The organism is Mesorhizobium sp. USDA 4775 (genome assembly GCF_054062655.1).
Window position 1 is genome coordinate 3,024,975 of record NZ_JBSSFM010000001.1, and the last position, 13,696, is coordinate 3,038,670.

Below are 13,696 nucleotides of genomic sequence, written 5' to 3' on the forward strand. Positions count from 1 at the left end.
ACAGCGCTCACTGCCGCTTTATGCTGCAGCCTGCGAAACCTGCGGCGCCAGCGTCACATTCGCATCGCCCCACTCTTTCAGGGCTGTGATCACCGGCCCCAGGCTTCTGCCACGCGGCGTCAGGCTGTATTCCACCTTCGGCGGCACTTCCGGATAGATCTTGCGAGCAATCAGCCCATCGGCTTCCAGTTCGCGCAGCTGGTTGGTCAGCATGCGCTGTGTGCAGTTGGGAATGCGCCGGCGGATCTCGTTGAAGCGCAGCGTCCCTTCGAACAGATGGTAGAGCACGACGCCTTTCCATTTTCCGTCGATATAGCGCAGCGTTCCCTCCACGCTGCAGCCAGGGCTGCAATCGAGTCGTTCATGGCGAATGCGCGGCATGACGGTATCCTTTTCGACACTATGCGCTTTATATGTGCATTCTTGCGCCTTGCGCACATAATCCGCATCTCTGCCGCATACAAAGCTCAACAGCAATTGCGGAGATCGAAATGCGCGCCGTCGGCTATCAAGTCCCAGCCCCCATCACCGATGAGGCGTCCCTTGTCGACATCGACCTGCCCAAGCCGGAGCCGAAAGGCCGTCAATTGCTGGTCGAGGTAAAGGCGATCTCGGTCAATCCGGTCGACACCAAGATACGGCGGAGTGCCAAACCCGAGGCCGGAAGCTGGCGTGTGCTTGGCTGGGACGCCGCCGGCCGTGTCGTTGCAACGGGGTCGGATGCCACCCTGTTCAAGCCCGGAGACGACGTCTTCTATTCCGGTGCGCTCGCGCCGCAAGGTACCAATGCCGAGTTCCACCTTGTCGATGAGCGCCTCGTCGGCCGCAAGCCCGGCTCGCTCGAGTATGCGCAGGCCGCGGCGCTGCCGCTGACGGCGATCACCGCCTTTGAGGCGCTGTTCGATCGCCTTGACGTGAAGAAGCCTGTCGTGGGTGCCGCGAACGCCATCATGATCATCGGCGGCGCTGGCGGCGTCGGCTCGATCGCGGTGCAGCTTGCGCGCCAACTGACCGATCTGACGGTGATCGCCACCGCATCGAGGCCAGAGACACGCGACTGGGTGCTTGGGCTTGGCGCCCATCATGTCATCGATCATTCCAAGCCGCTGGCTGCCGAAGTCGCGGCACTCGGTATCGGCGCACCGGCCTTCGTGTTCTCGACAACCAACACCGACCGGCACCTGGCCGAGATTGCCGAATTGATCGCACCGCAAGGCCGGTTCGGGTTGATCGACGATCCCCAGACGCTCGATATCAATCCGTTCAAACGCAAAAGCGTTTCGGTGCATTGGGAACTGATGTTCACTCGCTCGCTGTTCGAGACGCAGGACATGGCCGCACAGGGCGAACATCTGAACGAGCTGTCGCGCCTGGTCGACGCAAGCGTCATCCGCACCACCTTGGGTGAAACCTTCGGCACCATCAATGCCGCCAATCTGAAGCGCGCTCATGCGCTGATCGAAACCGGCAAGGCCAAGGGCAAGATCGTGCTGGAGGGGTTTTGAAGGGCGGTGGTTATTTCTGCAGGAACGCCGCGATCTCGCTGAACACGCTGACGAACATCGCCTCCGTCAAAACGCCGGTGTTGGTGTTGTAGCGCGAGCAGTGATAGCTCGAAAACAGCGTGACGCCGCCGGCCGGCAGCTGCCCGCCATGCTTGAACGGATAGGCGGCGACGGGCCCGCCCAGCGCGCGCACGGTCGACTGGTGCGCGATGGACCCAAGCGCCAGCACCGCGCGTAGCTTGGGAAAGCGTGCGATCGTCGGCACCAGGAAGCTGCGGCAGGTCGAGATTTCGGCGCCCACCGGCTTGTTCTCCGGCGGCACGCAGCGCACTGCATTGGTGATCGCGGTGCCGACAAGCTCCAGCCCGTCATCGGGCCGCGCCTTGAACTCACCGCGTGCAAAGCCGTGCGCGATCAGCGTCGAGTAGAGCAGGTCGCCGGCATAGTCGCCGGTGAAGGGGCGGCCGGTGCGGTTGGCACCGCGCAGGCCGGGCGCCAGCCCGACGATCAGAAGCTGGACGCTGTCCTCGCCCTGCGGCGGCAGGAAGGTCGGCACCGGCGCGTTGAACCAGGACGGCTCGCGCTGCCGCCACTGCGCAATGAAATCATGCAGCCGCGGGCAGAGCGGGCAGTCGCGACCCGGTTCGGCTTGGGAGAGGGCGGTCAAGGCAACCGGCCTCAGTAGTCGTCCTCATCGACTTCAGCCGGTTCGGGCCGTCGCACGGGCCGCTCGGAAGGATCGCGGCCGACTTCGTTCTTCAGCGTCGTCAGGTCGATGAAATGGTCGGCCTGGCGGCGCAGATCGTCCGAGATCATCGGCGGTTGCGAGGCCATGGTCGAGACGATCGACACCTTGCGGCCGCGCCGCTGCAGCGCCTCGACCAGCGTGCGGAAGTCGCCATCGCCGGAGAAAATGACATAGTGGTCGACGACATCGGCGAGCTCCAGCGCATCGACCGTCAGTTCGATGTCCATATTGCCCTTGATCTTGCGGCGGCCGGTCGAATCGGTGAACTCCTTGGCGGGCTTGGTCACCACCTTGAAGCCGTTATAGTCGAGCCAGTCGATCAGCGGGCGGATCGAGGAGTATTCCTGATCCTCGACCAGTGCCGTGTAATAATAGGCGCGCAAGAGATAGCCGCGCTTCTGGAAACTCGACAACAGCTTGCGATAGTCGATGTCGAAGCCGAGCGCCCGCGACGTAGCGTAGAGATTGGCACCGTCGATGAACAAGGCGATTTTTTCACGTGGGTCGAACATGGAAAATATTCCTTTTCGAAAAATGCGGCCGTCTAAACGAAATGCGGTAGCGACTATCGGTCAGGCTCATAATAAACCGGCTGACCTTGTCCATTCGAGATAACGCCAGTTTGGTGGCAATCCAAGGCGTGATGCGGCAATGCAAGCAATTGTGATCGCGGCGTCGAACGAACGACGCGGGCTGTTTGCCAGATCCGGTGTTTGGGCAGGGATTGAGCACCCAATAGTCCCGCCAATGCCATGATGCTTGTATTTTGGCCGCGTTCGGGTTATGGACCGCCCCTGTTTTCCATCAAATCCAGGCATGAAAGGGGCAGTCCATGGCCCGCGTAACCGTTGAAGATTGCATCGACAAGGTCGACAACCGCTTCGAGCTGGTGCTTTTGGCCGGCCACCGTGCCCGCCAGATCAGCCAGGGCGCGCAGATCACCGTTCCTCGCGACAACGACAAGAACCCGGTCATCGCCCTGCGCGAGATCGCCGACGAGACGCTGTCGCCCGACGACCTCAAGGAAGATCTGATCCATTCGCTGCAGAAGCATGTCGAGGTCGACGAGCCCGAGGCTGAAGGCGAGGTGATCGCCGATCAGACCGGCGGCGCTGTCGCGGCCGCTGAAACCGACGATGCCGAGGACAACATCACCTTCGATCGCATGACCGAGGAAGACCTGCTGGCCGGCATCGAAGGTCTGGTACCGCCGGAAAAGAGCGACGACTACTAAGAGAGTTTTCTGGACCTGCCCGGAACGCGTTTCCGGCACTTCCGTCCCGGCAGTTTCGTGGCTATCTATGACATGCGCCGTACAGCAGTGCGGCGCATGATTCATTTCATCGCTGAGAGATTCCGCCCATGATGCGTCAGTATGAGCTTGTCGAGCGCGTCCAGCGCTACAAGCCTGACGTCAACGAGGCGCTGCTCAACAAGGCCTATGTCTATGCCATGCAGAAGCATGGCCACCAGAAGCGCGCTTCCGGCGATCCGTATTTCTCGCATCCGCTCGAAGTCGCCGCCATCCTCACTGAAATGCACATGGACGAGGCAACGATCGCCGTCGCCCTGTTGCACGACACCATCGAAGACACCACGGCGACGCGGGCCGAGATCGACGATCTGTTCGGCCCCGAAATGGGCAAGCTGGTCGAGGGCCTGACCAAGCTGAAGAAGCTCGATCTCGTCTCCAAGAAGGCCGAGCAGGCGGAGAACCTGCGCAAGCTGCTTCTGGCGATCTCGGAAGACGTTCGCGTGCTGTTGGTCAAGCTTGCCGACCGCCTGCACAACATGCGCACCCTCGACCACATGCCGGAGGCCAAGCGCCTGCGCATTGCCGAGGAGACGATGGACATCTATGCGCCGCTGGCCGGGCGCATGGGAATGCAAGGCATGCGCGAAGAGCTGGAGGAGATCGCCTTCCGCTACATCAATCCGGAAGCCTATCGCGCCGTCACCGCGCGGCTTGCCGAGATATTCGAGCGCAACAAGGGCGTGCTGACCGACATTGAAAAGGCGCTGTCGGGGCTGTTTGAAAAGCATGCCATCAACGCCGGCGTGAAGAGCCGCCAGAAGAAGCCCTGGTCGGTGTTCCGCAAGATGGAGGCCAAGGCGCTGTCCTTCGAGCAGCTGTCCGACATTTTCGGCTTTCGCGTCGTGGTCGATACGGTCGAGGACTGCTACCGCGCGCTTGGCGCCATCCACACCACATGGTCGATGGTGCCCGGCCGCTTCAAGGACTACATCTCGACGCCGAAGCAGAACGACTATCGCTCGATCCACACCACCATTGTCGGGCCGTCGCGTCAGCGCGTCGAGCTGCAGATCCGCACCCGCGAGATGAACAAGATCGCCGAATACGGCGTCGCGGCGCACTCGATCTATAAGGACACCGGCGGCAAGACGAACGGTGCCGGCCATGCGATCTCGAAGGAGACCAATGCCTATGCCTGGCTGCGGCGCACCATCGAGCAGCTTGCCGAAGGCGACAATCCCGAGGATTTCCTCGAGAACACCAAGCTGGAACTGTTCCAGGACCAGGTGTTCTGCTTCACGCCAAAGGGCATGCTGATTGCCTTGCCGCGCGGCGCCACGCCCATCGATTTCGCCTATGCGGTGCACACCGATGTCGGCGACACCTGCGTCGGTGCCAAGGTCAACGGCCGCATCATGCCGCTGATGACGGAACTGAAGAATGGCGACGAGGTCGAGATCATCCGCTCCAAGGCGCAAGTGCCGCCGGCGGCGTGGGAATCGGTCGTCGTCACCGGCAAGGCGCGCGCCGCCATCCGCCGGGCCACCAAGAACGCCATTCGCAAGCAGTATTCCGGCCTCGGCGCGCGTATTCTCGAACGCGCCTTCGAACGCGCCGGCAAGAATTTCACCAAGGAAAGCCTGAAGCCGGTGCTGCACCGGCTGGCGCGCAAGGACATCGAGGACGTGCTGGCGTCCGTCGGTCGTGGCGAACTTGCCTCCACCGACGTCATGAAGGCGGTCTTCCCAGACTACAAGGACGAACGCGTCACGCCGGCCGCGCCCAAGCAGCGCGAGGAGGGCTGGTCGAAGATCCGCAACGCCGCTGGCATGCTGTTCCAGATTCCGGGCCGGGCCGCGCGCAAGGACAAGGACCAGCCGCGTGACGGCGCCGTGCCGATCCGCGGCGTACGCGGCGACCTGCCGGTGCGCTTCGCGCCGGAGGGTGCTGTGCCCGGCGATCGCATCGTTGGCATCGTCCAGCCGGGCACCGGCATCACCATCTATCCGATCCAGTCGCCGGCGCTGCAGGCTTTCGATGACCAGCCCGAGCGCTGGATCGACGTGCGCTGGGACATTGACGAGCGCACCAAGGAGCGCTTCCCCGCGCGTGTCTCGGTCACCGCCATCAATGCGCCGGGCTCGCTCGCCGATCTCGCCCAGGTCGTTGCGTCCAATGACGCCAACATCCATACGCTGTCGATGGTGCGCACGGCGCCCGACTTCACCGAAATGCTGATCGATCTCGAAGTCTGGGATCTGAAGCACCTCAACCGGCTGCTGTCGCAGCTCAAGGACAATTCGAGCGTCAGCGACGCACGGCGTGTGAATGGCTGACATGGCTGATCTATCTGGGGGGCAGGCGCAGATGAAGACCGATGAAGTGCTGGGCATTTTCCGCGAGGCGGGTGCTGTTCTGGAGGGGCATTTCATCCTGACGTCGGGCCTGCGCAGCCCGGTCTTCCTGCAGAAGGCGCGGGTGTTCATGCATGCCGACAAGACCGAGCGGCTTTGCAAGGCGCTGGCCGAAAAGATCCGGGCAGCGGTGCCAGGCAAGATCGACTATGTCGTCGGCCCGGCGATCGGCGGCCTGATCCCGGCCTACGAAACCTCGCGCCATCTCGGCGTGCCGGCGATCTGGGTCGAGCGGGAAGGGGGCGAGTTCCGCCTGCGCCGCTTCGAGATCGCCAGGGGTGCGCGCGTCGTCATCGTCGAGGATATCGTCACCACCGGCCTGTCGATCCGCGAAACCATCGAGTGCCTGCGCGAGCTTGGCGCCGAGGTGGTGGCGGCCGCCTGCATCATCGACCGTTCCGCCGGCAAGACCCATGTCGGCGTGCCGCTGATCGCGCTCGCCGAATACGAGGTTCCGGCCTATCCGCCGGACCGGCTGCCGCCGGAGCTTGCCGCGATACCGGCGGTCAAGCCTGGCAGTCGCAATATCTGACCATGCATGTCGCCCAAAAAGTCTGCGGCGGTTTTGGGAGTGACGACATGCGTGAAGGCAATTCGAAATGATCGTCGGGATCGACCATTTCGTGCTGACGGTGGCGTCGCTCGAAGCGACCTGCGCCTTTTACCAGCGCGTGCTGGGTTTCGAGCGCATCGACACGCCGGGCCGGCCGACAGCGCTGGCTTTTGGCGGCCAGAAGATCAATGTCCACGAGATCAGCCGCACTTTCGAGCCGAAGGCGAAGGCGCCGACGCCAGGGTCAGGCGATTTCTGCCTGATCACCGAACGGCCGCTCGACGAAATCCGCGCCCGTCTCGAAGCCAATGGCGTCGTGCTCGAACTGGGGCCGGTCGAACGCATCGGGGCGCGCGGTCCGATGATGTCTGTCTATTTCCGCGATCCGGACGGCAATCTTGTCGAAGTCAGCCAGTACTTGCGGTAGTGTCTCAGACATCCGGCTGCGACAATAGGCCGAAGCCATTCTCAAATTCGCCGCGATTGTCAGGTGTTGGAGACGTGAACCTTACCAAAGATTATGGTGGCGCGGCCGCTGCACAGGTAGCCTTCGGTTGTTGTCGGGTTTGCGGATCGCTATATCAAAGTCGCGATTGCCTTCGGGTGACCGTAAAGCGCAAGATGTGGCGGTTGAAGTCCGGCTGAAGACAGCCGGAACGCAAGCTGTAACGTATCGGGAATAGGAAGAGAGTGCTTTTTCGTCGCCGCAAGCCTGATGGTCTTTTGGAGCGGGTGCGCACCTATCTGTGGCCGCGCCGCTCGTTCTCGCGCTCGCTGCAGTATTTCTCCAAGCGCATCCTGCGGCTGAAGGCCACGCCGCACGCGGTGGCAGCCGGTGTGGCGGCTGGTGTCTTCGCTTCATTCTTTCCCGTGGGCTTCCATTTCATCATTGCCGCCGTTCTGTGTTGGGTGATCGCCGGCAATCTGGTGGCGGCGGCACTGGGCGCTGTTTTCTTCGGCAATCCGCTGACTTTTCCCATTCTGTGGGGCGCGTCCTGGGAAACCGGCAAGCTCATCCTGCACGATCGCCTGCCGGCACATGGTCCGCCGGCGCATCTGGGCGAGATGCTGCACACGCTTTCTTTCGCGAAACTGTGGCATCCCGTGCTGGAACCCATGCTGATCGGCGCGGTGCCGCTCGGGCTGGTGTTTGGCCTCCTGTTTTACGGCGTCACGCGCTGGGGCATGAATGTCTTTCGCGAGCAGAGGCGCAAGCGGCTGGCCGAGCGCGCAAGCCGCCGCCAGCAACCGCCTCATCCTGGAGCAAGCATTGGTTCCGCTACGCGATGATCATCGGTGTAGGCAGTGATCTGATCGATATCAGGCGCATCGAGAAATCGCTGGAACATCACGGCCAGCGCTTCGTCCAGAGGATCTACACCGAGGTCGAACAGGCGCGTTCGGAAAACCGACGAGCCCGCGCTGCCTCCTACGCCAAGCGCTTCGCCGCTAAGGAGGCCTGCGCCAAGGCACTGGGTACGGGCATGGCGCACGGCGTGTTCTGGCGCGACATGGGTGTCGTCAACCTGCCCAGCGGCGCGCCGACCATGGCGCTGACCGGCGGCGCGCTGGCCCGGCTCGAAAAAATCCTGCCCCCAGGGCACAGGGCGGCGATCCACCTCACCATCACCGATGATTTCCCGCTCGCTCAAGCCTTTGTGATCATCGAGGCGTTGCCCGTCGAACAAGCGCCACATTGATTGCATCTGACGACCGGCATTGACGTTGCCCAGCGCGCGCCGAGACTCTATACCATCCAACGCACAATCGAGGACGACATGAGCGTGGCTGAAAAATCCCAGAAGAAATCCGGCGGGCTTGGCGAAACCGTCAGCGTCATCGTCCAGGCGCTTTTGCTCGCGCTGGTCATCCGCACGCTGTTGTTCCAGCCCTTTTCGATCCCGTCGGGATCGATGCGGCCGACGCTTCTGGAGGGCGACTATCTGTTCGTCACCAAATGGTCCTACGGCTATTCGCGCTATTCGCTGCCGTTCGGGCCTGACCTCTTCTCGGGCCGCATCTGGGGCTCCGAGCCCAAGCGCGGCGACGTTGTGGTGTTCAAGTTCCCGCCGGATCCGTCCGTCGACTACATCAAGCGCGTGGTCGGCCTGCCCGGCGACAAGATCCAGATGAAGAATGGCCAGTTGTTCATCAACGGTGTCGGCGTGCCGCGCGTAAAGACCGGCCAGATCGACAATCCCGATATCACCGAAATGCCTCAGCCGATCGACGTCTACCGGGAAACCCTGCCCAACGGCGTCAGCTACGACACGCTCGACCTCAATCCGAATTCGATCGGCGACAACACGCGCGAATTCGACGTGCCGCCCGGCCACTATTTCATGATGGGAGACAACAGGGACAATTCCGCCGACAGCCGGTTCACCGTCGGCTACGTTCCGGCTGAGAACCTGGTTGGTCGCGCCAACCTTGTCTTCTTCTCGATCGCCGGCAAGGCGAGCCCTCTCGAAATCTGGAAATGGCCGTCGCTGATGCGCGTTTCGCGCCTGTTCCATTTCGTCAACTAGGGTCATGGCGGCAACAAGACGGTTGACCGCCGATGCGCTCGCCGAAGCGCTGGTGGAACGCACGGGCCACGCCTTTGCCGACCGCCAGCGCCTGCAGCGCGCGCTGACCCATGCCAGCGCCCGCGGCGTCAATGCCGGCACCGATTACGAGCGTTTCGAGTTTCTCGGCGACCGGGTTCTGGGCCTCGTCGTTGCCGATATGTTGCTGGCGGCGTTTCCCGATGCGGCGGAAGGCGAATTGTCGCTGCGGCTCAATGCGCTGGTCAACGCCGAGGCGCTTTCCGAGATAGCCGAACATATCGGGCTGCCGGACCTGATCCGCGCCGGATCGGATGTGCGCGGGCTCGAGGGGCGCAAGCGCGTCAATCTGCGCGCCGATGCCTTGGAATCGCTGATCGCCGTGCTCTATCTCGACGGTGGCCTCGAGGCGGCACGCGCCTTCATTCACAAATACTGGCGCCCGCGTTCGCAGGCTTCCGGTGCCGCGCGCCGCGACGCCAAGACCGAATTGCAGGAATGGGCGCATCAGGCGGCAAGTGCCGTTCCGGCCTATCAGATCGACAGCCGCGAGGGGCCGGACCACGATCCGTTGTTCACCGTCAGTGTCAGGGTCGGTGCATTTCAGCCGGCGACCGGCAGCGGTCGTTCCAAACGTGAAGCGGAGCAGGCAGCCGCGGCTGCCCTTCTGTTGCGCGAAGGTGTATGGAACGCGGCATGACCGATATTGAAACTGCTGAAACCCCCGCCACGCATTCCGGCTTCGTCGCGCTGATCGGCGCGCCGAATGCCGGCAAGTCGACGCTGGTCAACCAGTTGGTCGGCGCCAAGGTGTCGATCGTCACCCACAAGGTGCAGACGACGCGTGCCATCGTGCGCGGTATCGCCACGCATGACAATGCGCAGATCGTCTTCGTCGACACGCCCGGTATCTTCAAGCCCAAGCGGCGTCTCGATACGGCGATGGTGACCACCGCCTGGGGCGGCGCCAAGGATGCCGATATCGTGCTTTTACTGATCGATGCCGAACGCGGCATCCGCGGTGATGCCGACGCCATCCTCGAACGGCTGAAGGATGTGCGCCAGCCGATGGCGCTGATCCTCAACAAGGTCGATCGGGTGAAGCACGAGACGCTTCTGGCCCTGTCCGCGGCGGCGAACGAGAAAGTGCCGTTCAAGCGCACCTTCATGGTCTCCGCACTGACCGGCTCCGGCTGCAAGGACCTGCTCGACTATCTGGCGCAGGCTCTGCCGGCCGGCCCCTGGTACTATCCGGAAGACCAGATTTCCGACCTGCCGATGCGCCAGCTCGCGGCCGAGATCACCCGCGAAAAACTCTATCTGCGGCTGCATCAGGAACTGCCCTACTCCTCGCATATCGAAACCGAGAAATGGGAAGAGAAGCCGGACGGCTCGGTGCGGATCGACCAAACCATCTATGTCGAGCGCGACAGCCAGAAGAAGATCGTGCTCGGCCACAAGGGCGAAACCATCCGCGCCATCGGCCAGGCGGCACGCATGGAGATCGCAGGTATCCTCGAGCAGAAGGTGCACCTCTTCCTGTTCGTCAAGGTGCGCGAGAACTGGGGCGATGATCCCGAGCGTTACCGCGAGATGGGGCTCGAATTCCCGCACTAGAGCAATTCCAGGAAAAGTGTGAGCGGTTTTCCGTCCGGAATTGCGTCAAAACAAAGAGTTAGAGTGGTTCGCCGTTTCCATGAAACGGTGAAACGCTCTAGCGGCCTTTGGATAGCAAGCTTACCATTGACACGGCTTTGGTCCGCCGGGGGCCTGTTCCCCGCAAGTGGAAAGGAACATCGGACTACCGCGGCTGTCCAAGCGCCAGCAACACTCCATTGGCGAGATGCTCCGCGTCAGCCCTGTTTTCGAACGGAACGACAGACCTCGCATACTCGACCGACGAGAAATCGGAGCCATCGGCGTTGACCAGCGCGGCCTGGCGCCTTGCCGCTTCCATGTTGCCGAGCTGCGCATAGCATGCGGCAAGTCGCGTTCGGATCCATGGCGTCGGCCGCGTCGCCAGTTCCAGCGCCTCGGCGGCCGGCCTGTACTCACCCAGCATGTAGAGCGCCAGCGATCGATCGTACTGGTACCAGTGCGGATTGAGCGGATCGATCCTGATCGCGCGCGCCAGCCAGGCAAGCGCCTCGAGCGCCCGCCCGCGCATGGTTAGCAGATGCCCCATCTGCCCGATGCATTCGGCGTCGCCTGGATTGAGCTGAAGCGCGATCCGCAAATGATGCTCGGCCGCCTCGTGGTCGCGCAGGCTGAGCCGCACCAGTGACTGAATGCGGTGTGCGGTTGCCTGATCGGGGGACAACGCAATACCCTTGTCGGCAAGGTCGCGGGCCTTCGCCAGCAGGGCATCGCTGGTGGGTCCGAATTCGCTGTTCAGCACATACGACAGCGCCAGATAGGTATGGGCGAGGCCATAGCCCGGATCTTTGGCTATCGCGGCCTCGAACAGCTCTGCCGCTCCTTGCAGGTCGCTCTGCGCCGGGTCGCGCAGCAAGGCGACGCCGCGCAGCACCAGCTCATAGGCGGCCAGGCTGGTTACCGGTCGTCGTGCGGCGCGCTGCAGCCCGGCATTGGTGACCCGCACCACCAGCCGGCCGACGATTTCCTCGACAATATCCTGCTGGATGGCGAACAGCCCGGCAGCCTCGGCCTGATAGCGATCGCCCCAGATCTGGGTGGCGCTGGCTGCATCGACAAGATTGACCGCGGCGACGATGCGGTCCGCCTGCCGCCGCACCGAGCCCTCGACAAGATAGTCGGCGCCGATGCGCGAGCGGATGGCCGGCCATTCGGCGGGCGAATGGGACGCAAACGAAAAGCTTGAGTTGCGCGCCAGCACCGTCACCGTGCCGAAGCGGGCGAGGCTGTTGATAATGTCTTCTGCAAATCCGTCGACGATTGCGTCGTCGGCCGGATCGGCGCTGTCATTGCGGAATCTAAGCACCGCCACGATCGGCTGTGCGCCAGGTTCGCGCACCGCTTCAGTCTCGGCCACCAGCATGTAGCCACGCTTCGACACCGTTCGCACCAACTCTTCGCCGAGTACCTTACGGATTTCGCGCACCGATTGCGTCAGCGAATCCTCGGTGACGAAAACGCCTGGCCAGACCGTGTCCATCAGTTCTGATTTCGGCACCACGCGGCCGATGTTGCGGGCGAGGTGCGTCAGCAACGCATAGGCCTTCGGCCGCAGAAAGGCCGGCTGGTCGGCCCGGCTGAGCGTGCCCTTGCCCAGATCGAGCGTGAAACCGCCGAACTGAAAAATCTGGTCGGTGGCCAAGACCGCCATCAAAAGGCCTGCTCCGTGGAAGCCATGCCGGCATTGGGCTATGGCTGACGGGCTGGGTCAAGACCCATACGTGTCCATCGGCGGACGAAGAGGCGCGGCGCCCGGCTTCGGACACCGCGCTCAATACGAGCCTAGACCGCGCCAGCCACGGCGAGTTGCGTCCTTGGCCGCCGGACGAAGCTTTCGGTGCCGTAGTAAGCAACGATGGCCACCGCGATGATTGCCCAGATCGCCACGGCGATCCACTGCTGCTGCACATAGTCACCGCCGATGAACACCTTGCCTAGGAAACGGACGCTGTTCTGGTGCGTGACGTGCATGATGATGGCAAGAAGCACGCTGCCGGTGTTCTGATAGAGCCAGGTGAACACCACGCCCGCCAGGACGACGTTGATCGTGCCGTAAAGGCTGAGGTCGCCGACAAGCCCGAGCGGGAAGTGCCAGATAGCCCAGATCACACCGAGGATCAGGCTGCCGGCGAGTGCCGGCTGACTGGCAAGCAGACGTGGCGTTGCAAAACCGCGCCACCCCGGCTCTTCGCCGAGCGGGCCGCTGAAGAGAGCGTAGAGCGCAATGATCGGCAGCATCTCGGACAGCGCCGGGACGTTGCTCCAGGCCGGCGCCGCTGCGCCAAGCATCGGATTGATCAGGATCGAGGCCAACTGCGTTCCGAACGGCAGGCCGAACGCCACCAGATACCATATCGGACGAACCCGCCACCTCACCATCGCGCTGAGGATGGCCTTGACCGAACTCCAGCCGCCGGAGACAGCCGCGACGACAAAGCCTGAGACCATCGGACCGAACGTGAACCAGGGAATGCTGTCGCCATTCGACATGTAGAACGGAATGAAGGCCAGCCAGGTGAGGCCAATCGTCAATGAAAAGAAGGCAGTCAGCTGGTGCCTTCGCACCAGGCTCAACAAGGAAGTCATCGCAGGTCCTCTCAGCGGGCAGGGATCTATGAGAGGTCGCCGGACTGCCCGATCGGTCGACATGCCTCTGGAAACAAGCCAGCCGAATTGTTCAGCAGGCCGTGTTGGCCACATCGGCCGACCCAGGATTTTTGGCGCTTTTGCAGCCAAGAATCCCGAGCGCTTTCTGAAAGATTTCCGATTTTATGGCGGGCCGAGCCTGTTTGCGCCGTGTCCAGTCTGCTCCGTCACGCGATTATCAATGGGGCAGCATTCCAGGCGATGCTGGTTTGCCTCGGCAAAGCCGATCGGCTGCGCCGGCATCGTCGCAGCACTGGCGTGCCCTCAAACGATGATGAATTGCCATGGTCATTTCTGCGAAAAGCAATAAGGATATCTTCGAAAAGTCGATGTTATATTGGCGATTGCAGCGGACGCGCCAAAATACATTGCC

Annotated in this window: 15 protein-coding genes; 10 read left to right on the plus strand and 5 right to left on the minus strand. The window is 62.6% G+C overall.

What is annotated here, in order from left to right:
• Nucleotides 1-18: 18 nt before the first annotated feature.
• Nucleotides 19-381 carry a winged helix-turn-helix transcriptional regulator gene (locus ACVILI_RS14410; RefSeq protein ID WP_171903274.1) on the minus strand — a complete coding sequence of 121 codons (363 nt, stop codon included), beginning with the start codon at nucleotides 379-381 and terminating at the stop codon, nucleotides 19-21.
• A gap of 110 nt (nucleotides 382-491) precedes the next feature.
• Here ACVILI_RS14410 and ACVILI_RS14415 point away from each other — a divergent pair, with 110 nt between their 5' ends.
• On the plus strand, nucleotides 492-1,505 hold the full coding sequence (locus ACVILI_RS14415) for a zinc-binding alcohol dehydrogenase family protein (RefSeq protein ID WP_038645640.1): 1,014 nt from the start codon (nucleotides 492-494) through the stop codon (nucleotides 1,503-1,505).
• Between the two features lie 10 nt (nucleotides 1,506-1,515).
• On the opposite strand, the gene ACVILI_RS14420 is transcribed toward ACVILI_RS14415, so the two are convergent.
• Both ACVILI_RS14420 and ACVILI_RS14425 read right to left on the minus strand, forming a co-directional pair.
• Nucleotides 1,516-2,172: a uracil-DNA glycosylase gene (locus ACVILI_RS14420; protein ID WP_038645642.1), complete on the minus strand. Its 657-nt coding sequence runs from the start codon at nucleotides 2,170-2,172 to the stop codon at nucleotides 1,516-1,518.
• An 11-nt stretch (nucleotides 2,173-2,183) separates the two neighbouring features.
• Nucleotides 2,184-2,765: a LabA-like NYN domain-containing protein gene (locus ACVILI_RS14425; RefSeq protein WP_010915096.1), complete on the minus strand. Its 582-nt coding sequence runs from the start codon at nucleotides 2,763-2,765 to the stop codon at nucleotides 2,184-2,186.
• A gap of 320 nt (nucleotides 2,766-3,085) precedes the next feature.
• Between ACVILI_RS14425 and rpoZ the strand changes: the two genes are divergently transcribed.
• The 9 genes from rpoZ (at nucleotide 3,086) to era (ending at nucleotide 10,638) form a co-directional block, all read left to right on the plus strand.
• Nucleotides 3,086-3,487: a DNA-directed RNA polymerase subunit omega gene (rpoZ, locus tag ACVILI_RS14430; protein WP_019857193.1), complete on the plus strand. Its 402-nt coding sequence runs from the start codon at nucleotides 3,086-3,088 to the stop codon at nucleotides 3,485-3,487.
• Nucleotides 3,488-3,615: 128 nt separating this feature from the next.
• Complete coding sequence (locus ACVILI_RS14435) at nucleotides 3,616-5,844, plus strand: RelA/SpoT family protein (protein WP_457102472.1); 2,229 nt, start codon at nucleotides 3,616-3,618, stop codon at nucleotides 5,842-5,844.
• A gap of 31 nt (nucleotides 5,845-5,875) precedes the next feature.
• A complete protein-coding gene (gene pyrE / locus ACVILI_RS14440; protein ID WP_019857195.1) occupies nucleotides 5,876-6,454 on the plus strand; it encodes an orotate phosphoribosyltransferase in 579 nt (192 codons plus the stop codon).
• 67 nt (nucleotides 6,455-6,521) lie between these two features.
• A complete protein-coding gene (locus tag ACVILI_RS14445; protein WP_019857196.1) occupies nucleotides 6,522-6,902 on the plus strand; it encodes a VOC family protein in 381 nt (126 codons plus the stop codon).
• A gap of 263 nt (nucleotides 6,903-7,165) precedes the next feature.
• The gene (locus ACVILI_RS14450) at nucleotides 7,166-7,765 is read left to right on the plus strand and encodes a DUF2062 domain-containing protein (protein ID WP_019857197.1); all 600 of its coding nucleotides are present in this window, start codon (nucleotides 7,166-7,168) and stop codon (nucleotides 7,763-7,765) included.
• On the plus strand, nucleotides 7,762-8,175 hold the full coding sequence (gene acpS / locus ACVILI_RS14455) for a holo-ACP synthase (RefSeq protein ID WP_038645644.1): 414 nt from the start codon (nucleotides 7,762-7,764) through the stop codon (nucleotides 8,173-8,175). The genes ACVILI_RS14450 and acpS overlap by 4 nt, the downstream gene beginning before the upstream one ends.
• Nucleotides 8,176-8,253: 78 nt before the next feature.
• On the plus strand, nucleotides 8,254-9,003 hold the full coding sequence (lepB, locus tag ACVILI_RS14460; RefSeq protein WP_010915103.1) for a signal peptidase I: 750 nt from the start codon (nucleotides 8,254-8,256) through the stop codon (nucleotides 9,001-9,003).
• Nucleotides 9,004-9,007: 4 nt separating this feature from the next.
• A complete protein-coding gene (gene rnc, locus ACVILI_RS14465) occupies nucleotides 9,008-9,721 on the plus strand; it encodes a ribonuclease III (protein WP_019857200.1) in 714 nt (237 codons plus the stop codon).
• Nucleotides 9,706-10,638: a GTPase Era gene (gene era / locus ACVILI_RS14470; protein ID WP_010915105.1), complete on the plus strand. Its 933-nt coding sequence runs from the start codon at nucleotides 9,706-9,708 to the stop codon at nucleotides 10,636-10,638. Before rnc ends, era begins: the two co-directional genes overlap by 16 nt.
• A gap of 184 nt (nucleotides 10,639-10,822) precedes the next feature.
• Here the strand turns inward: era and ACVILI_RS14475 are convergent, their stop codons facing one another.
• Together ACVILI_RS14475 and ACVILI_RS14480 are read right to left on the minus strand one after the other, a co-directional pair.
• Complete coding sequence (locus ACVILI_RS14475; RefSeq protein WP_019857201.1) at nucleotides 10,823-12,328, minus strand: winged helix-turn-helix domain-containing protein; 1,506 nt, start codon at nucleotides 12,326-12,328, stop codon at nucleotides 10,823-10,825.
• 131 nt (nucleotides 12,329-12,459) lie between these two features.
• Nucleotides 12,460-13,263 (minus strand): CPBP family intramembrane glutamic endopeptidase, encoded by an 804-nt coding sequence (locus ACVILI_RS14480; protein WP_038645647.1) that lies wholly within the window; start codon nucleotides 13,261-13,263, stop codon nucleotides 12,460-12,462.
• Nucleotides 13,264-13,696: the final 433 nt, after the last annotated feature.